Below are 19,439 nucleotides of genomic sequence, written 5' to 3' on the forward strand. Positions count from 1 at the left end.
TGATTCTCTGGCCTTTGCTTGCATGGCACAACCCACGGTTGCCACGCTGTTGCTGTCTGTACAGCCAGATGGGAGCGGCCAGTGACTTTCGGTGAGCAACCGGCGTACCTGCGTGTCGCGGGTGATCTCCGCAAGAAGATCGTGAACGGTTCGCTGCCGCCGCACACCCGCCTCCCCTCCCAGGCTCGTATCCGTGAGGAGTACGGCGTTTCGGACACGGTCGCGCTCGAGGCCCGCAAGGTCCTCATGGCCGAGGGATTGGTGGAGGGCCGCTCCGGGTCGGGCACGTATGTGCGGGAGCGGCCGGTGCCGCGCCGGGTGGCCCGCTCCGGGTTCCGGCCCGCCGGTGGTGCCACGCCCTTCCGGCAGGAGCAGGCCGACGCCGCCGCGCGGGGCACTTGGGAGTCGCGCAGCGAACAGGTCGAGGCGAGCGGCGCGATCGCCGAGCGACTGGCCATCCAGCCCGGGGACCGCGTGATGTGCACCAAGTACACCTTCCGGGACGCGGGCGAGGTGATGATGCTCTCCACCTCCTGGGAGCCCCTCGCCCTCACCGGCCGCACACCGGTCATGCTCCCCGAGGAGGGCCCGCTCGGCGGCATGGGCGTCGTCGAGCGCATGGCCGCCATCGACGTCGTCGTCGACAACGTCACCGAGGAGGTCGGCGCCCGCCCCGGTCTCGCCGAGGAGCTCCTCGCCCTCGGCGGTGTACCCGGCCATGTCGTCCTCGTCGTCCAGCGGACGTACTACGCCTCGGGCCGCCCGGTCGAGACGGCGGACGTGGTGGTGCCGGCGGACCGGTACCGGGTGGCGTATCACCTGCCGGTGAAGTGAACGGTGTCTTGTCGGCGCCGTGAGTGACTGACCGGCGCGCCGCCCGTACGGGAAATCGGCCGACTCCGTGTGTAGGGGGCGACGGTGCGGGAATGGGTCAAGTTGCCTTTTTCTGGCGGAAGTTGGAGCTTTCGGAGGCTTTGAGGTCTGTCCGAACGTAGTTCGGATCCGGTCGTTCTCGCCGTCGGGGCGCCATGAGATCCGGCGGTGCCCCGCTTTGTTCGAACGGCCCTGGCTCGCTGCTCGTTGCGGCACTGGGGGGTGTGCGGGTAGCGATCGACGGCGCGTTCGACGGAGTGCGCTGCCCCCGTCCTGGCTGGTTGCGTACCTCTTTGTGAGAAGTCGGATTCGCTGCGTGAAGGTTAGGCGTACGCTCAGGCATATGCGGATTGCGGTTTCCTTGGCTGGTGGGGCGCGACGGCATCCGGGGGTGGGACCTGGGCGGGCCGGGGCAGGAAGGAGCGGTGGGGCTCGATGAACGACGGCACGATCACTCTTCCCTGGCTGGTCATAAGGCAGGACGACAACGGCAATCGCTACCGGGTGGGGCAGTACGCGACCCGGGCCGAGGCCCAGGAAATCGCGGACAGCCTCGACCGTCGCGGGCACAAACAGCTCTACTGGGTCGAACGCGTCGGCCAGAACGGACAGAACGGACAGGTCGGGAGTAAGTGATCCACCCCGCCCGGCGGGTACGCCCGCTCCCGTAGGCTCCCGCGCATGACCGAACCGATCGTGGTGGTGGGAGCCGCTCTGCTGAGCGACGGGCGACTGCTCGCCGCGCGCCGCAGTGCACCGCCTGAGCTGGCCGGACGCTGGGAGTTGCCCGGCGGCAAGGTGGAGCCCGGTGAGCCTCCTGAACAGGCACTCGTCCGTGAGCTGCGCGAAGAACTCGGCGTCGAGGCGAAGTCCGCGGAGCGGGTGCCCGGCGAGTGGCCGGTGAGACCGGGTTACGTCCTGCGTGTCTGGATCGCCCACCTCCTCTCGGGCGAGCCGCGCCCCCTGGAAGACCACGATGAGCTGCGCTGGCTCACGGCCGACGAGGTGTGGGACGTGGATTGGCTGGACCAGGACGTCCCGGCGGTGATGGAGACGGCGCGCTTGGCCTGGGGCGCGCAGGGGGCCTAGGCCGTGTTGCGAAAGTCCCGCCTGCCGCCCGACGCCTGGCACGATCCCCCACTCTCGGCTTCTCCCTCACTCTCGGCTTCGCTCGAGCGGGAGGGGCCCCATGAGCGGGAGGGGCCCCCGCCGCCGCACCGGGCACACACCCAAGTACGTCCAGTACGAGGGTGTATGCCCGGCACACCGAGAGCACGCGCCTCCGCGGACATCAGCCGCTGCCGCGGCGGGCGCGAGGCCGCCCTGAGGGCGGCGACGGGAATGTGACGACACGGCCCAGGAGCTCGGGTGCCGCGGCTGTCCGGCGGCTGCGGGAGAGTGGGGGCTGCTCGCGCAGTTCGACGCGCCCCTGCAAAGACTGGTGGCACCCCCGGGCTCTTAGGGGCGCGGGACTGTATCGATATGCGGCTCCGCCGCGTGGGCGCGAGCAACCACACACCACCCGTAGCCGCCACCAAACCGACTGCACCGAATCGGAAGGCGAGGCGGTGTCACAGGGCGGCAGCCCCCCGCACCCGGTACGCCGCTCGTGCCCCCGTGCGCCCCCGTGCGCGGTACGCCGGTTCGTATATCGGGTATGTGCCCATTAACCCCATGAAACCGGACAGGATCCGTCTCTGGACTGGGAAGTGATCGGCGTGATCGACACCGGAGACGACTGCGCCGAGTGGACCTTCCCCGCAGAGCCCGACGCCGTGCGCACCGCACGCGCAGTCGTCCGGACCCGACTGCGCGACTGGGGCCTGGACACCCTCGGCGACATCACCGCGCTGCTGGTGAGCGAACTGGTCACCAACGCCCTGCGCCACGCCACCGGCCCCATCGGCGTACGACTTGTGCGCCCCGACGGCCCCCCGCGCACCCTCCTCGTCGAGGTCTCCGACCCACTGCCCGACCCGCCCCGCGAACGCGCCGCCGAACTGGACGACGAGAGCGGCCGCGGTCTGCAACTCGTCGCCTTTTCCTCGCGTGCCTGGGGTACCCGCCCCGGTGAGGCGGGCAAGACGGTCTGGTTCGAGCTGGCGGTTCCCGGCTGAGAGGCCCGTTTCGACGTAAGGGGCGAAGGTCCTGATGCACGACGGGCGTCCACGGCGTACGGGCCGGGGGAGGGGGCGGCTCCCCAGGGCGCGCGTGCGACCGACTGGTTCCAGCCAGTAGCGCTGGCTGGACTCTTTGGTTCGAGCAGGCGCCGCCTGGTTAGAAGACTTGGGAGTATGTCCCGGCCGGTCCAAAAACGATCGGGACCGTGCTGTGATCGTGAACACCGTGTTGCGCGGCGCCGTAGTGCTGGATACTGCGGGCAGCCGCCCCTGGTGACCGAAGCCGGACGCGGTGAGCTGGAGGGGACGGTTCGCGTGAGCGAGATACCAGCGAAGGCCACGGAGTCCACGGAGTCCAAGGACGCGGAGTCCAAGGGCCTGTCGGACGGTGTGAGGGCCGCAGGCGACTCCGGCCTGCCTGCCGCCGCACGCGACACGACGGGCGGCGAGGCGGCCGGGAGCCGTGCAGGGGGCGGCGCGGGCGGCGGTGCCGCGGATGCGGAGGCCGTGCCCCCGGGTGTCCCAGGTGTCCCGGGAGTCATGGCCGGACATGGGTCCGGTGACTCGATGTGGCAGATCAGCCCGCCCGGATCCATATACGACTACATCAAGGTCGCCTCGTTCTCCATAGGCGCCGATGGCCTCGTCGACCAGTGGAGTCTGCGCGCCGAGCAGCTGTTCGGCATATCGGCCGAGCGGGCCGTGGGCATGGACCCCATCGAGGCCTTCATCGACCCGGACCGGCGTGAAGAGGGCCAGCGCAAGATGGCCGAGGTCCTCGACGGCCGGGAGTGGACCGGGGTGGTCCCGTTCCGCGTGCCGGGGCCCGATGGGGGCGAGGGGGTCGACGGTCTGGCCGAGGTCTATGTGATGCCCACCACGGTGGAGGGCGGCGAACGGGCCGCCGTGTGCATCGTCGTGGACGTCCGGACCCTGCGCCGGATCGAGACCGACCTCGCCGCTTCGCAGTCCATTTTCGGCCAATCTCCGTTCGGGTTCCTGCTGATCGACCCCGACCTCCGCGTACGGCGCGTCAACCACCGCTTCGCCTCCGTCTACGGCGGCAGCGTCGACGACCATCGCGGCAAGGGCGTCCACGACTATCTGCGGTCCCCGGAGGCCGAGCGGGTCGAGGCGACCCTGCGCCGGGTCATGGAGACCGGCGACTCGATCACGGACATGCACATCACGGGCTTCGTCCCCGGCACCGACGAGCGCCGCCACTGGTCCGTCAACCTCTACCGCGTACACAGCGGCAGCGGTCGTCCCATCGGAATCGCCTGGCTGGGCACCGACGTCACGGCCCGTCGTGCCGCCGCCCGCGAGGCCGCCGCCGCCCGGCGGAATCTCGCCCTCCTGAACGAGGCCGGCTCGCGCATCGGCAACTCCCTCGACCTGGAGACCACCGCCCGCGAACTCCTCGACGTCGTCGTCCCCGGCTTTTGCGACCTCGCCACCGTCGACCTCTACCAGGGCCTCCTGGTCGGCGACGAGTCCCCGCCCGGGCTCGCCGACGGCAGCGCCGAACTGCGCCGGGTAGCCTTCGCCAGCGCGGTCTCCGACGCGCCCTTCGTCGGCGGACCGGCCCCGGTGCGCGTCGGCGCGGTCCACCACTACCCGTTCAACTCGCCCTGCGCGGACGCCCTGCGCACCGCCCGCCCGCAACAGGTGCCCGAGGAGGGCAACCTGATCCAGACGACGCTCGCGGTCCCGATGGTCGCCCACGACACCGTCGTCGGACTCGTCCAGTTCTCCCGGACGAAGGGCAGCGAGCCGTTCGGCGAACGCGACCGTGCGCTCGCCGTGGAACTGGCCGCGCGCGCCGCCGTCTGCATCGACAACGCGCGGCTGTACCGCCGCGAGCACGAGCGCGCGCTGATACTGCAACGCTCCCTGCTGCCCCCGGGCGACCCCGAGGCCTCCGGGCTCGACATCGCGTGCCGCTATCTGCCGGGCAACGCGGCCACCGAGGTCGGCGGCGACTGGTTCGACGTCATCGAACTCCCCGGCCACCGCACCGCGCTCGTCGTCGGCGACGTGATGGGCCGCGGACTGCGCGCGGCGGTGGCCATGGGCGAACTCCGTACGGCGGTCCGAACGTTGGCCCTGCTGGACCTCGAACCCGCCGAGGTCCTCTCGGCACTTGACGAGATCGCCCGCGGCCTCGGCACCTCCGGCGGCGTCCAGTCGGCCTCCCGCACCGCCGCCAGCCGGCCCCGGGACAAGGACCTCTCCGAGGTGTACCTCGCGACCTGTGTCTACGCTGTCTACGACTCGGTGACCCGCCGCTGCACCTTCGCCAACGCGGGCCATCTGCCGCCGGTACTGGTCGAACCCGGCGAGAGCGCGCTCATGCTCGACGTGCCGCCCGGCATGCCGCTGGGCGTCGGTGGTGAGCCGTTCGAGGAAGTCGAGGTCGAGCTCCCCGAGGGCGCGCTGCTCGCGCTCTACACGGATGGACTGGTCGAATCCCGCGACCATCCCCTCGACGAGGGTCTCCAGGCGTTCGTCGGCGCGCTCACCGATCCCGCCCAGCCGCCGACCGCGCTGCGCGCCGACACGCCCCGGTCCCTCGAGGACGTCTGCGACCACGTTCTCAACACCCTCGACACCCACCACGGCGAGGACGACATCGCCCTGCTGATGGCACGTGTCCAGGGCCTGCCGGCCGACTCCGTCGGCGACTGGACCCTGCCGCGCGAGCCGCGCAGCGTGGGCCGCGCCCGGGAGTACGCCCGCGGGCAGCTCCTCAGCTGGGACCTGGAGCCGCTCGTCGACACGGCCGAACTGCTGGTCAGCGAGCTGGTCACCAACGCCCTGCGGTACGGCGAGGGCGAGATCCGGCTCCGGCTGCTGCTCGACAGAACCCTCGTCTGCGAGGTCTGGGACGCCGGGCTCGTCCAGCCGCGCCGCCGACGCGCCCGCGACACGGATGAGGGGGGCCGGGGGCTGCAACTTGTCGGTCTGCTCTCCGCCGCGTGGGGCTCCCGCCGGACGCCTCGGGGGAAGACCGTGTGGTTCGAGTTGCCGCTGCCGGGCGGTGAGAACGGGCTCACGGATCCGGCGGAGGCGTTGTTGAGCCTGTTTTAGGGGCGAGGGAGCGTCAGCGGAGGGGTGCTTCGAGTCGTACCCGTCTGTGGGTTCGTGGGGGCTTGTCGCGCAGTTCCCCGCGCCCCTTAAGGGTGCGGGTGCGGGTGCGGGGCGGGCGGTCATAAGAGGCGGGCTCAGAACTGGCCGCCCACCGCCCTGCGGCCACGCGTAGCCGTTCCGCCGTAGCAGGCCGGCCCCTTCAGGTCGCCTCGTTCCCCGCCGTGTGCCTCGCTCAGCAGGATGCCGCCCAGTAAGGCACCGGCAATGCCGTCGCCGACCGGGCCGCCGTACGGGTTGCCGTATGCGCGTACGTCCTGCTCGGCCAGGTGCCGGGCCTCCTGGGCGAGGGTGTGGGACCGCTGGGCACCCTCGTCCTCGGCCCGCACCAAGTGGCGTTCCGCCTCCGCCAGGCGGGTTCTCGCCCGTACGCCCACCGCCCCGCGATGCGTGGTGACGAAGTCCGCCGTGGCGGTCACCGCGCTGTGGGCCGGGAGCGGCCAGCGGCCCTGGCGGCGGAGGACGCCGAGAGGGTCGTCGTAGGGGCCGGTGAAGGGTGCCCCCCGCTTCGCGGTCTCGGCGGCGCGGGCCAGCTCGACGGCGAGCCGCTCCACGCCGGTCACGAAGACGTCCGCCTGGTCCACCGCGCCCTCGGCGGCCCGCAGGTGCATCGCGGCCCTTTCCCGGTTGCCCGTGTCGGCGGCCTGGCGGGCCCGGTTGAGCTCGACCGTGGCGAACACCAGGCGGTCCTTGGCCTGTTCGACATGGCCGACGACAGGGAGGCAGGCGGTGGGCGCGTACCGCTCGCGGAGCCCGGCGAGGGTGGTGGCCGCGGTCGCCGTACGGCCGGTCAGCTCACGGAAGCGGGCCTCCGCGCACTCCAGGGCCGGGGTCGTCTCCCGCTCCAGGGCGCGCAGTTGGTCGAAGCCGGGGGCCGCCGCGTCGAGCCGTCGCTGTGCCGTCGTACAGCGGGCGAGGATTTCCTCCAGCAGGGCCCGCTCGTCGTCGGGCGACAGGGTGTCGGCGCCTTCACCCGGTTCGTCCAGCCGCTGACGCAGCCGGAAGGCGATCGCCAGTTCGCCCTGCGCCTCCGTCAGCACCTCCACGTACGGCTTGGCCGCCTCATCGCCCGACCGGGCCGCCGCGAAACGGAGTTCCTCGGCACTCGTACGCACGCTGTCGTCCGTCTCCACCAGCAACCGCTGTCCACGGCGGTGGAGGTCGGACAACGGGGCGAGGTGCTCTTCGAAGGTGGCGGTCGGTGTCGTGCGCAGCGCGGTGCGCCGTCTGCGCCGTACGAGTGAGTACGTGGCGACCGCCGCCGCCGCGCCCGCGGCGGCCACCGGCAGTATCAGATCGGTGGCGGAGGACTCGCCGTCCTCCGTCTGCGCCACGACGGCGGGGGCGGCGGGGCGATCGACGACGGTCGTGTCCGTCGTGTCCGTCGTGTCCGTCGCCGAGGGCAGCAGTAGCCAGCCCACGGCCGCCAGCCCTCCGAGCGCGGCGTGCGCCACCCGCACACCTATGTGCGACGTGGCGCCCCGCGGCCTGCTTCTCCTCAGACGCGACGTCACATTTCGGAGCGTATGGCGGTTATCGCGTGGTCGCGACCGGGATGGGGCGGAGAGAGGTGGCCGGGGCGATTGGGAACGCGGGGTGAGACCGGACTGGTCGCCATGGCGAGGGCATGCCATGATCGCCCCGTTGTTCAGGGAACCTCATTGTCCCCAGGGGGAGGCAGGACGTGCCGGAAAACATCGTCACCGGGTTCCTCGCGACGGTCTCGCTGGTCGTCGTCGTGTTCGCCGTCATCGCGATCCGTACCGCGTGGCTGCTGCCCTGGCTGCGACGCAGCACCCTGCGGCCGCGCATGTGGGGGTACGCGACGCTCGTCGGCGGCGTGGCGCTGGCCCTGTTCTCCTACGCCTTCGCCACCGAGCGCTCGTCCGCGATCGGCGCGGCGGCCGTGGTGCTGTTCCTCGTGAGTTCGGTGCTGTCGTTCCTCGCGACCCGTCCCGGCCGCGTCACCCCGTGACGGGCGCGCGCAAGCTCCTCACCCGCGCCGACCTGGAGCCCCTCGCCCACGCTGCCCTGGGCCCGGCCCGTCGGCTCACCGCCGTCACCCGCCTGCGCGGCGGCAGCAAGAAGGGCGTCTACCGGCTCACCTTCGACGACCGCCGCACGGCGATCGCGTACGTCTGGTCGCCGGACGAGGACTACTGGAACAGCGGAGCTGGGGAGTCGGACCCCCGCGCCCCCTTCTCGCACGCCTCCGGCATCGACCTGTTCACCGCCGCCCACGACCGGCTCGCGGACCTCGGCGTCCGCACCCCGCGCCTCCTCCTCGCCGACCGCACCGGCCGCCACCTCCCGGCGGACGCGGCCGTCGTAGAGGACGTACGCGGCGGGACCCTGGAGGAGGCGCTGCAGCGCGATCCGGACCCGGCGAAGGCCATCCTGGAGCGGCTGGCGGAGGCGCTGGAGGCGATGCGCGCCCACGCCACACGCGCCTTCGGCAAGGTCGCCCTCGTCGACGGTGGAGGCACCTCGCACGGCACGTCCTGCGCGGAGGTCGTACGGGACCGGGCCCTGCTCGACATCGCGGAGGCGGCCGGCCGGGACGCCCGGATCGCCGGGGCGTGCGAGGCGCTCGACGAGCGGATACGTAACCTCACGTCGGCCGTCCGACCCCGCGACCACCACACCCTGATCCACGGCGAGCTGGGCCCCGACCACGTCCTCATCGACGCCCACGGACATCCGGTCCTCATCGACATCGAGGGTCTGATGTACTTCGACCCGGAGTGGGAACACGTGTTCCTGGAGCTCCGCTTCGGCCGCCACTACGACGTCCTGCGCAGCCGCGGCCCCGCCCTCGACGAGGACCGACTTCGCCTCTACCGCCTGGCCATGCGCCTCTCCCTCGTCGCCGGCCCCCTCCGCCTCCTCGACGGCGACTTCCCGGACCGGGAGTTCATGCGGGACATCGCCGAGCACAATCTCCAGCAGGCCCTCAGCCTGCTGAGGAACGCCTCCTGATCTTCGACCCCAGCCACACCAGCGGGTCGTACTTGCGGTCGACCGCCCGTTCCTTCAAGGGGATCAGCGCGTTGTCCGTGATCTTGATCCCTTCGGGGCAGACCTCCGTGCAGCACTTGGTGATGTTGCAGTAGCCGAGGCCGTGCTCGTCCTGGGCGGTGGTCTTGCGGTCGATGCCGGTGTCCTCGGCCGCGTCCAGCGGGTGCATGTCCAGCTCGGCGACGCGCATCAGGAAGCGGGGGCCGGCGAAGGCCTGCTTGTTCTCCTCGTGGTCGCGGACGACATGGCAGGTGTCCTGGCACAGGAAGCACTCGATGCACTTGCGGAACTCCTGCGGCCGGTCCACGTCCTCCTGCATCATGCGGTACTCGCCGGGGCCGAGTCCGGAAGGCGGGACGAAGGACGGTACCTCCCTCGCCTTCTGGTAGTTGAAGCCCACGTCCGTGACCAGGTCCCGTACGACGGGGAAGGCCCGCAGCGGTGTCACCGTGATCGTCTCGTCCCGCTCGAACACCGACATACGGGTCATGCACATCAGCCGGGGCCGCCCGTTGATCTCCGCGGAGCACGAACCGCACTTGCCGGCCTTGCAGTTCCAGCGGACGGCGAGATCGGGGGCCTGGGTGGCCTGGAGGCGGTGGATGATGTCGAGGACGACCTCACCCTCGTTCACCTCGACCTTGAAGTCCTCCAGGTCGCCGCCCTCGACGTCACCCCGCCACACCCTGAAGTGGGCCGTGTAGCCGCTCATTCGTACAGCTCCTCTTCGGCGAGGTACTTGACCAGCTCCTCCTTGTCGAACAGGGCGAGCAGGTCGGGGCGGATGGGATCGGTGGTCTCGCGGGTGAGGGCGATCTGGCCGACGACCGGGTCCGTGGCCGCCAACCCGCCCGTCGGATCGGCCAGCCGGCACAGGAGGTTGATACGGCGCCACTCGCGCTCCATCGTCGGATGGTCCTCGCGGGTGTGGCCGCCGCGCGACTCGGTGCGCTCCAGCGCGGCACGCGCCACGCACTCGCTGACCAGCAGCATGTTCCGCAGGTCCAGCGCCAGATGCCAGCCGGGGTTGAACTGCCGGTGCCCCTCGACCCCCGCCCGGCGTGCCCGTACCCGAAGATCGGCCAGCTTCTCCAGCGCCTGCTCCATCTCGCCCTCCCGGCGGATGATGCCGACCAGGTCGTTCATGGCCTGCTGGAGTTCCTGGTGGAGGGTGTACGGGTTCTCCGGCGGGCGTCCCTCCTGCTCGCTGGGTACCGGACCCTCGGCGGAGAACGGGCGCAGGGCCTCCGCGGCGGCGATGTCGACCTGACTGTCGTCCACGTCCGGACGAGTGGTGAGCCCCGCCGCGTACTCGGCCGCGTGCAGCCCGGCCCGGCGGCCGAAGACCAGCAGGTCGGACAGGGAATTGCCGCCCAGCCGGTTGGAGCCGTGCATACCGCCGGCCACCTCCCCGGCCGCGTACAGCCCCGGCACCCCGCGTGCGGCCGCCGTGTCCGACTCGACCGCGATGCCGCCCATCACGTAGTGACAGGTCGGCCCGACCTCCATTGCCTCCGCCGTGATGTCGACGTCCGCCAGCTCCTTGAACTGGTGGTACATGGACGGCAGCCGACGCCGGATGACCTCGGCGGGCATCCGCGTCGACACATCCAGGAACACACCGCCGTGCGGGGAGCCCCGGCCGGCCTTCACCTCCGCGTTGATGGCGCGGGCCACCTCGTCACGGGGGAGCAGCTCGGGTGGGCGGCGGTTGTGGTCCGGGTCCTCGTACCAGCGGTCGCCCTCCTCCTCGGACTCCGCGTACTTCTCCTTGAAGACGTCCGGGATGTAGTCGAACATGAACCGCTTGCCCTCGGAGTTCCGGAGCACCCCGCCGTCGCCGCGCACCGACTCGGTGACGAGGATGCCCTTCACCGACGGCGGCCAGACCATGCCCGTCGGATGGAACTGCACGAACTCCATGTTCAGCAGCGGCGCCCCCGCGAGCAGTGCCAGCGCGTGCCCGTCACCCGTGTACTCCCACGAGTTCGACGTCACCTTGAACGACTTGCCGATGCCACCGGTGGCGATGACGACGGAGGGCGCCTCGAGGACGAGGAAACGGCCCGACTCGCGCTCGTAGCCGAAGACGCCGGACACCCGGCTGCCGCCCGCGGCGGAGCCGCTGTCAGACACAGTCAGGACACGGGTGACCGTGCACTCCTGGAACACCTTCAGCCGGGACTCGTAGTCCCCGGTCTCCTTGTGGTCCTCCTGCTGGAGCGCGACGATCTTCTGCTGGAGCGTGCGGATCAGCTCCAGGCCCGTACGGTCGCCGACGTGCGCGAGGCGCGGGTACTCATGGCCGCCGAAGTTGCGCTGCGAGATGCGGCCGTCCTTCGTCCGGTCGAAGAGGGCGCCCCAGGTCTCCAGCTCCCACACGCGGTCGGGCGCCTCCTGGGCGTGCAGCTCGGCCATCCGCCACTGGTTGAGGAACTTGCCGCCGCGCATGGTGTCGCGGAAGTGGACCTGCCAGTTGTCGTTCTCGTTGACGTTGGCCATGGCGGCGGCGATGCCGCCCTCGGCCATCACCGTGTGGGCCTTGCCGAACAGGGACTTGCAGATCACGGCCGTACGGGCGCCGCGCTCCCGGGCCTCGATGGCGGCGCGCAGTCCCGCACCGCCGGCACCGATCACGACGACGTCCCACTTCTGCCGGTCGACCACGGACATCAGAACAACCTCGGATCGTCGAAAGCGCCGGACGCGACCAGGTACACGTAGAAGTCGGCGAGCGCCACGCTCACCAACGACGCCCAGGCCAGCAGCATGTGTTGGGCGTTCAGCTTCCCGACCCACTGCCACATCCGGTAGCGCACGGGATGCTTGGAGAAGTGCTTGAGCTTGCCGCCGACGATGTGCCGGCACGAGTGGCAGGACAGGGTGTACGCCCAGATCAGCACGATGTTGACGAGGAAGACGAGGGTGCCGAGGCCCATGTGGCCCCACTCGTAGTTCTCGTCTCGGAAGGCCAGGACGGTGTCGTACGTCAGGATCCCGGCGACGACGATCGCGGCGTAGAAGAAGTACCGGTGGATGTTCTGCAGGATCAGCGGGAAGCGGGTCTCGCCGGTGTACTTCTTGTGCGGCTCGGCCACCGCGCACGCGGGCGGGGACGCCCAGAAGCCGCGGTAGTACGCCTTGCGGTAGTAGTAGCAGGTCAGGCGGAAGCCGAGCGGGAAGATCAGGATGATGATCGCGGGCGAGATGCCCCACCAGCCGCCGAAGATCTCCCAGTTGGGGCCCGCGTGCATCGGCTCGCAGCGCTCCGCCAGACAGGGGGAGTAGAACGGCGAGACGTACGGGGCCGCGTAGTAGTACTCGTCCGCGAAGGCTCGCCAGGTCGAGTACACGATGAAGGCCAGCAGCCCGGCGGCCGTGGCCGCGGGCGCCAGCCACCAACGGTCGGTCCGCAGATGCGGGGCGGTGATCGCGGCGCGCGTACTGGTGCGTACGCCGCCGGGTCCGGGATGGGGTTCTGTTGCTGGTGGTTCCGTACCAGTGGCCAACGGGGACTCCCGGTCGGGTCTTTTTCTTCGGTTGTCGAGTTCTCGGGTGTTCTCAGGTGTTCTCGGGTGTTCTCGGGTGCTTTCGGGTGCCGAGTGCTCGATCGAGGTCAGGGAGCGTGGCGGTCGCGGGCGCCCAGGCCCTCGTCGTCCGAGTCCGTCCACAGGGTGTCGTCGTACGGCGTGTCGGGGATCGTGACGAGTTCCGGGCGCTTGGGGGGCGCGGCGCCGGTGGCGGTCTCACGGAGCAGCGCGACGCTCTCGCGCAGGTGATCGGTGTCGGTGCGGACGCGACGCATGTCGAGCCCACCCCCGCCGATCTGCTGTTCCAGGCGCCCTACCGACCGGTACAGGTCGTCGAGGCACCGCTGGACCGATGTCAGTTCATCTTGCACGGACATGACTTGCCCTCACTTCCGCGGATCGGGAGGACCGAGGCGGCAACGTTCATGCGCCTGCGAGTGTTGCGCGTCACACGTTGCGCTGTGAAGGGATGTGCATCGATTGGCGGATTGCAAGCCTCCTCTGCACGCCCTCGCACGCTCGGTGTGCGCCGGGGGTCGGGTGTGGTGCGTTGCGCCGGGACCCGGTGTGGTGCGTTGGGCCGCACGGGTGGATTCTCGCTCCGCGTCGCCGTGTCGTCTCGGTCGGTGAACCCTTTCCTCTCCAGGGTGGCCATAGATCTGATCAGCTCCATATGCCCCCAAACGTGATCATAAACCCCCTGGTCGCAGATGGCGCGGCCCTGTCGGAGGTAGCAGAGATGTCCCACGACGGCCTCGGCGTGCGCGCGGTCATGCGCTCGGTCGCCTTCCTCACCGCGGGTGCGCTCGCGGTGCCCCTGCTCAGCGCGTGTGGCGAGGACGACCCGGCCGGCAAGCCCGTCGCCGGCCAGGACATCGCCCCGGCGGACCGGAGCCTGCTCAAGGACGGCGGGACCCTGCGCTGGGCCGTGGACGCCGTGCCGGAGACGTTCAACACGTTCCAGGCGGACGCAGACCAGGCCACGACCCGGATCGCCGGCGCCGTACTGCCGTCGATGTACCGCCTCGACAGCAGCGGACGCCCCCAGCTCAACCCCGACTACCTGGAGTCCGCGAAGGTCGTCGAACGCGAACCCCGCCAGGTCGTCCTCTACAAACTCAACCAGCAGGCCGTGTGGAGCGACGGCCGGGAGATCGGCGCCGCCGACTTCGCCGCGCAGTGGCGGGCCCTGTCCGGCAAGGACTCGGCGTACTGGACGGCCCGGAACGCGGGCTACGAACGCATCGCCAAGATCGAGCGCGGCGCCAACGACCTGGAGGTCCGGGTCACCTTCTCCCGCGCCTACGCCGACTGGAAGTCGCTGTTCTCGCCGCTGTACCCGAAGCAGGTGATGGGCACCCCCGACTCCTTCAACGACGGCGCCCGCAAGAGGCTCAAGGTCACCGCCGGCCCCTTCGCGCTGAAGGAGATCGACCGCGAGGACGGCGAGGTCACCCTCACCCGAAACCCCCGCTGGTGGGGCCGCCCCGCCAAGCTCTCCGCGCTGGTGCTGCGCGCCGTACCGCGCGACGAGCGGACCAAGGCGCTCGCCGAGAACAAGGTCGACGTCGCCGAGATCGACGCGGCCCAGTCCCAGCGGATCATGCTGGCCTCCGACGACACCCGGGGCGACCGGGGCGCCAAGGGCATGAGCGGCCCCCTCGCCCAGGGCGGCCCGTACGCCCACGGCCCCGGGCTGCCGCCCGCGAAGTCGCTGCGTTCCTGGGCGATCGCGCACGGTTCGGACGAGAAGGCCGCCGACAAGGAGAACAGCGCCCGCGAGAAGCGGCGCGATGCGATCGCCGAGTACACCGCCGAGCAGTCCGCCCTGCGCGACTTCGCGGTCCGCCGCTCCCTCGAACCCGCCTTCACCCAGCTCGCCCTGAACGGCTCCGACGGCCCCCTCTCCGACGAGCGCGTCCGCCGCGCCATCGCCCGCGCCCTCGACCGCGAGGAGCTCGCCGCCCTTGTCCTGAAACCCCTGGGCCTGCCCGCCGTCCCCGTCGGCAGCCACCTCGCCCTCGCCGGCCAGGCCGCGTACGCCGACAACAGCGGCGCCCTCGGCGGCAAGGACCCCAAGGAGGCCCGGGCGCTACTGGCCGACGCCGGGTGGGAACAGGGCCCGCCGCTCAAGGAGGGCAAGAAGGCGGCCGGGTCGGAAGGGGAGAAGGGCGAGAAGGGCGAGAAGGGCGAGAAGGGCGAGAAGGGCGAGAAGAGCGAGGACAAGGGCGGCTCCTCGGCGTCCTCCCGGTCCCGGTCCTCGGAGGATGACGGCACGTACATCGTCGGCGATGACAACAAGCCGTACGAGACCGACGAGGACAGGGCGAATCTCGCCCAGGACGGCAAGCAGTTCGCACCCGGCGGAGCCCCGGGCGCGTACGCCCCGCAGGGCACCCCGGCGCCCGCCGGCGCCGCGCGCGGACCGCTCACCAAGAACGGCAAGACGCTGACGCTCCGGTTCGTGCTGCCGTCCGGCCCCGGTACGGAGTCACTGCGGACCGTCGGCCGGCGGATCGCCGTCATGCTGGACCGGATCGGGATCCGTACGGAGATCAGCAAGGTCGCCGACGCGAGCTACTTCAAGGACCACATCGCGAACGGGCAGTACGACCTCGCCCTGTACTCCTGGCCCACCTCCGCGTACCCGGCCACCGACGCCCGCCCGATCTACGCCAAGCCGGTCCCGGCGGCCGACGGTTCGCTGAGCGTCGAGCAGAACTACACGCGAGTCGGCACGGACCAGGTTGACCAGCTCTTCGACGAGGCCATCGCCACCCTCGACGAGTCCAAGACCCGCTCCCTGATCCGCAAGGCGGACGCCCGCATCTGGGCCGCCGCCGGGTCCATTCCCCTCTACCAGCGGCCCCAGCTGGTAGCGGCACGGAAGAACCTGGCGAACGTGGGGGCGTTCGGCTTCCAGACGCCGGTGTACGAGGACATGGGGTTCTTGAAGAAGGGGGCGAAGACGTCGGCGAGCCCGGCGTCGCGGGAGTGAGCTGTCGGGCTCATGTCACCTCTGGGCTAGCTCAAATGCCTACCGCTCCCGTTCTTGTGCCGTGACGATGGTCACGACCCCGATCGCCGCTCGGTGATCGGACCACGAGGAACCGGGGGAGAGCGTCATGGGCATGCGCGTCATGGCAGGTCGGAATTCGGCGGCGGCAGGGCTGGCCGCGGTGGCGTTGGTGGTGGGGCTGACGGCCTGTACCGGGGACGAGAAGGACGAGCCCAAGAGCAGCGGCAAGAGCGACAAGGCCGCGGTGAAGGCGTGCGCCGATGGCACCTTCACCTGGACCGGCGTCAAGAAGACGGAGAAGCTGACCGGCGTCTCCCAGATCGAGTCGGTGGGCGCCGGCGGTGGCAAGCTGACAGAGCGGCTGGAGCGGGTCTACACACCGCGGCCGTCGGTGGAGACCACGGGGCCGGCCATCTCCTCGGGGGAGGTTCTCTTCTCGCTGGGCAAGAAGATCGGCGAGATCCAGTCCGACGCCCGCACGCTGGCGGAGGCGGAGGCGGAAGGCGACACGAGCAGCTTCACCGACGTGAACGTCAAGGCGCCGGACATCAACGATGGCTCCACCGAGGTCGACGGTGCCGGAGAGTTCGTCGAATTCGCTGGGGTACGGGAGGTGGCAGGCGACTTCAGCTACGCCTGCCCGGACGGCAAGACCACCACGGGGCACGCGCGGACCTGGCAGATCGACATCACCGGCGTACTCCAGTGCGACGAGGAGGTGGACGGCTCCGACCTTGCCCTCCAAGCCGCCCGGCACTCCTGTGAAGAGGGATCGGCTGCCACCGAGAGCGCCTGATCAACCCCTCCGAGGCCCGTGCCGCACGGCCCCGGAAGCCGCTCTCCCCGCGGCCCCGTACCATGGGGTGAGGCCGTGGCATGTTCCGCCCGGCAGGGCCCGCGTAACACAGGCGTACGCAGCAGGGCCGTCCTCACACTCCGGGAGAACGCCGCAATATGGCCACGCGCCACGACATCCGCAACGTCGCCATCGTCGCCCACGTCGACCACGGCAAGACGACCATCGTCGACGGCATGCTGAAGCAGGCCGGTGCCTTCGCCGCCCACCAGCTCGACTCCGTCGACGACCGCATGATGGACTCGAACGACCTGGAGCGTGAGAAGGGCATCACGATCCTCGCCAAGAACACGGCGGTGAAGTACCACCCGAAGGACGGGGGGGACGTCATCACCATCAACATTATCGACACCCCCGGCCACGCCGACTTCGGCGGTGAGGTCGAGCGCGGTCTGTCCATGGTCGATGGTGTCGTGCTGCTCGTCGACGCCTCCGAGGGCCCGCTCCCGCAGACTCGCTTCGTGCTGCGCAAGGCGCTGCAGGCCCGGCTGCCCGTCATCCTGTGCATCAACAAGACGGACCGCCCCGACGCCCGGATCGACGAGGTCGTCAACGAGACGTACGACCTGTTCCTCGACCTGGACGCCGACGAGGAGCAGATCGAGTTCCCCATCGTCTACGCGTGCGGCCGGGACGGCGTCGCCTCCCTCACCAAGCCCGACAACGGCACGGTCCCGTCCGACTCCACCAGCCTGGAGCCGTTCTTCTCGACCATCCTGGAGCACATCCCGGCGCCGACGTACGACGAGACGGCCCCGCTCCAGGCGCACGTCACCAACCTGGACGCCGACAACTTCCTCGGCCGTATCGCGCTGCTGCGCGTGCAGCAGGGCGAGCTGAAGAAGGGCCAGACGGTCGCGTGGATGAAGCGCGACGGGTCCGTCACCAACGTCCGCATCTCCGAGCTGATGATGACCGAGGCGCTCACCCGCAAGCCCGCCGAGAAGGCCGGCCCCGGTGACATCTGCGCCGTGGCCGGTATCCCGGACATCATGATCGGCGAGACCCTGGCCGACCCGGAGAACCCGGTCGCGCTGCCGCTGATCACGGTCGACGAGCCTGCCATCTCCATGGTCATCGGTACGAACACCTCCCCGCTGGTCGGCCGCGGCGGCACCGGCAAGGGCGCCGACGCCAAGGCGGCCGTCAAGGACCGCAAGGTCACCGCCCGCCAGGTCAAGGACCGCCTCGACCGCGAGCTGATCGGTAACGTGTCGCTGCGCGTGCTGGAGACCGAGCGCCCCGACGCCTGGGAGGTGCAGGGCCGCGGTGAGCTGGCGCTGGCCATCCTGGTCGAGCAGATGCGCCGCGAGGGCTTCGAGCTGACCATCGGCAAGCCGCAGGTCGTCACCAAGGAGATCGACGGCAAGACGTACGAGCCGGTCGAGCGCATGACGATCGACGTGCCCGAGGAGCACATGGGCGCCGTCACCCAGCTCATGGGTGTCCGCAAGGGCCGGATGGACAACATGTCCAACCACGGCTCGGGCTGGGTCCGCATGGAGTTCGTGGTGCCGTCGCGCGGTCTCATCGGCTTCCGTACGGAGTTCCTCACCCAGACCCGCGGTACGGGCATCGGGCACTCCATCCACGAGGGCTTCGAGCCCTGGTTCGGTGCGCTGCAGACCCGTAACAACGGCTCGCTCGTCGCCGACCGCTCCGGCGCCGTCACCGCGTTCGCGATGACCAACCTCCAGGAGCGCGGTGTGCTGTTCGTGGAGCCCGGCACCGAGGTGTACGAGGGCATGATCGTCGGTGAGAACTCCCGTTCCGACGACATGGACGTCAACATCACCAAGGAGAAGAAGCTGACGAACATGCGGTCCTCGACCGCCGACGTCGCCGAATCCATCGTCCCGCCCCGCAAGCTCTCCCTGGAGCAGTCCCTGGAGTTCTGCCGCGACGACGAGTGCGTCGAGGTGACCCCGGAGGCGGTGCGCATCCGCAAGGTCAACCTGGACGCGCGCGAGCGTGCGCGCGCGGCGAGCCGGGCGAAGCACGGCTGATCGCAGGACAGACGGGAACAGTCTGGCCGCTCCGCCTTCCGCGGAGCGGCCAGACTGCTTTTCTGCTACCCCACCTTCGTCGACTCGTACGCCGTGCCGTCCGGTGCCAGGCACAGGTACCAGCTCCGATAAGAGCCCTCGACCGGGCGGATCAAGAACTCGTCGCTGTTGAAGTCGTCGTTGTACAGGGATTCTCGGAGCACCACAGTGGTCGTGCCGTCCTTCCAGGTGCACGTGACGCGCTGGGCGGACCTCGCGACGTTACCGATCACCAGCCGGTCGAAGAGCGAGTCGGACGGATCGGACGGTGTCGTGAGCACCTCGAATTCCTTGCCTGACAGGGTGGTTTCCTCCTCGGACGACATCGCCAGCTTCGTTCTCGGATCGGCGTCTCCCAGCGTGAACTGTACGAACGTCCAGTGTTTGCCGATCAGTTCGGAGGCCTGACGGAGATCCGTGGGGCGCTCTCCGCGCGCGGCCATCGCCGCCAACTGCTCCCGGGCCTCCGCTTCGTCGTGAGGCGCCTTCCACACGTCGACGACCACCTGCCAATACTGTCCCTTGAAGGTGCCGACCGCCAGAAGGGTCTGTCGCGGCGTTGGTACATTCCGCACCGCGGTCGCCGACGGCTGCGTGGCCGCCGGTGCCCCCCGGTTCCCGTCCCCGCCCTGAAGCCCAGCCACCGCCAGCGTCCCCGTCGACCCGGCGATCACCACCGCCGCGGCCGCCGCCACCGCCCACCGGCGCGTCCTGCGCCGGCGGCCGCCGCGTACCACCGCCTGCACCGGCGCCATGCCGATCTCGACCTCGTCGGCGGCGTCCGCGAGGAGGAGGGCGATGTCCCTGTGTGTCACGTCGTGGTTCTCCTGG

At 70.3% G+C, this 19,439-nt stretch carries 16 protein-coding genes; 10 read left to right on the forward strand and 6 right to left on the reverse strand.

Annotated features, from left to right (window positions below; translation table 11 throughout):
* Nucleotides 1-81: 81 nt before the first annotated feature.
* From CES90_RS34040 to CES90_RS34060, 5 genes are all read left to right on the forward strand, one after another.
* Complete coding sequence (locus tag CES90_RS34040; RefSeq protein ID WP_189784673.1) at nt 82-834, forward strand: GntR family transcriptional regulator; 753 nt, start codon at nt 82-84, stop codon at nt 832-834.
* Between the two features lie 474 nt (nt 835-1,308).
* The gene (locus CES90_RS34045) at nt 1,309-1,509 is read left to right on the forward strand and encodes an SPOR domain-containing protein (protein WP_189784672.1); all 201 of its coding nucleotides are present in this window, start codon (nt 1,309-1,311) and stop codon (nt 1,507-1,509) included.
* Nucleotides 1,510-1,554: 45 nt separating this feature from the next.
* On the forward strand, nt 1,555-1,962 hold the full coding sequence (locus CES90_RS34050) for a (deoxy)nucleoside triphosphate pyrophosphohydrolase (RefSeq protein WP_189784671.1): 408 nt from the start codon (nt 1,555-1,557) through the stop codon (nt 1,960-1,962).
* A 620-nt stretch (nt 1,963-2,582) separates the two neighbouring features.
* Nucleotides 2,583-2,990: an ATP-binding protein gene (locus CES90_RS34055; protein WP_189784670.1), complete on the forward strand. Its 408-nt coding sequence runs from the start codon at nt 2,583-2,585 to the stop codon at nt 2,988-2,990.
* Nucleotides 2,991-3,308: 318 nt separating this feature from the next.
* Nucleotides 3,309-6,083, forward strand: a complete 2,775-nt coding sequence (locus tag CES90_RS34060) for a SpoIIE family protein phosphatase (protein WP_373313443.1) — start codon at nt 3,309-3,311, stop codon at nt 6,081-6,083.
* Nucleotides 6,084-6,217: 134 nt separating this feature from the next.
* Here the strand turns inward: CES90_RS34060 and CES90_RS34065 are convergent, their stop codons facing one another.
* Nucleotides 6,218-7,654 carry a hypothetical protein gene (locus CES90_RS34065; RefSeq protein WP_229914009.1) on the reverse strand — a complete coding sequence of 479 codons (1,437 nt, stop codon included), beginning with the start codon at nt 7,652-7,654 and terminating at the stop codon, nt 6,218-6,220.
* A gap of 170 nt (nt 7,655-7,824) precedes the next feature.
* Between CES90_RS34065 and CES90_RS50235 the strand changes: the two genes are divergently transcribed.
* Both CES90_RS50235 and CES90_RS34070 read left to right on the forward strand, forming a co-directional pair.
* Nucleotides 7,825-8,115 carry a hypothetical protein gene (locus tag CES90_RS50235; RefSeq protein ID WP_229914008.1) on the forward strand — a complete coding sequence of 97 codons (291 nt, stop codon included), beginning with the start codon at nt 7,825-7,827 and terminating at the stop codon, nt 8,113-8,115.
* Entirely contained in the window at nt 8,112-9,119 is a 1,008-nt protein-coding gene (locus tag CES90_RS34070) for a phosphotransferase family protein (protein WP_229914007.1), read from the forward strand. The genes CES90_RS50235 and CES90_RS34070 overlap by 4 nt, the downstream gene beginning before the upstream one ends.
* Here the strand turns inward: CES90_RS34070 and CES90_RS34075 are convergent.
* From CES90_RS34075 to CES90_RS34090, 4 genes are all read right to left on the reverse strand, one after another.
* Complete coding sequence (locus CES90_RS34075; RefSeq protein ID WP_189784668.1) at nt 9,094-9,870, reverse strand: succinate dehydrogenase/fumarate reductase iron-sulfur subunit; 777 nt, start codon at nt 9,868-9,870, stop codon at nt 9,094-9,096. The genes CES90_RS34070 and CES90_RS34075 overlap by 26 nt on opposite strands.
* The gene (locus tag CES90_RS34080; protein WP_189784667.1) at nt 9,867-11,831 is read right to left on the reverse strand and encodes a fumarate reductase/succinate dehydrogenase flavoprotein subunit; all 1,965 of its coding nucleotides are present in this window, start codon (nt 11,829-11,831) and stop codon (nt 9,867-9,869) included. Before CES90_RS34080 ends, CES90_RS34075 begins: the two co-directional genes overlap by 4 nt.
* Nucleotides 11,831-12,667 carry a hypothetical protein gene (locus CES90_RS34085; RefSeq protein WP_189784666.1) on the reverse strand — a complete coding sequence of 279 codons (837 nt, stop codon included), beginning with the start codon at nt 12,665-12,667 and terminating at the stop codon, nt 11,831-11,833. The genes CES90_RS34080 and CES90_RS34085 overlap by 1 nt, the downstream gene beginning before the upstream one ends.
* A gap of 107 nt (nt 12,668-12,774) precedes the next feature.
* The gene (locus CES90_RS34090) at nt 12,775-13,065 is read right to left on the reverse strand and encodes a hypothetical protein (protein WP_189784665.1); all 291 of its coding nucleotides are present in this window, start codon (nt 13,063-13,065) and stop codon (nt 12,775-12,777) included.
* A gap of 362 nt (nt 13,066-13,427) precedes the next feature.
* On the opposite strand from CES90_RS34090, the gene CES90_RS34095 reads away from it, so the two are divergent.
* The 3 genes from CES90_RS34095 to typA all read left to right on the forward strand — a co-directional run bounded on the left by CES90_RS34095 (nt 13,428) and on the right by typA (nt 18,569).
* Nucleotides 13,428-15,686: an ABC transporter family substrate-binding protein gene (locus tag CES90_RS34095; protein WP_189784765.1), complete on the forward strand. Its 2,259-nt coding sequence runs from the start codon at nt 13,428-13,430 to the stop codon at nt 15,684-15,686.
* 127 nt (nt 15,687-15,813) lie between these two features.
* Nucleotides 15,814-16,503, forward strand: a complete 690-nt coding sequence (locus CES90_RS34100; protein WP_189784664.1) for a hypothetical protein — start codon at nt 15,814-15,816, stop codon at nt 16,501-16,503.
* Nucleotides 16,504-16,661: 158 nt separating this feature from the next.
* The gene (gene typA / locus CES90_RS34105) at nt 16,662-18,569 is read left to right on the forward strand and encodes a translational GTPase TypA (protein WP_189784663.1); all 1,908 of its coding nucleotides are present in this window, start codon (nt 16,662-16,664) and stop codon (nt 18,567-18,569) included.
* 65 nt (nt 18,570-18,634) lie between these two features.
* Here typA and CES90_RS34110 read toward each other — a convergent pair whose 3' ends face one another.
* Nucleotides 18,635-19,423, reverse strand: a complete 789-nt coding sequence (locus CES90_RS34110) for a hypothetical protein (RefSeq protein WP_229914006.1) — start codon at nt 19,421-19,423, stop codon at nt 18,635-18,637.
* Nucleotides 19,424-19,439 lie beyond the last annotated feature (16 nt).

Origin of the sequence: Streptomyces capitiformicae (genome assembly GCF_002214185.1) — a bacterium.
Classification (GTDB): Bacteria; Actinomycetota; Actinomycetes; order Streptomycetales; family Streptomycetaceae; genus Streptomyces; species Streptomyces capitiformicae.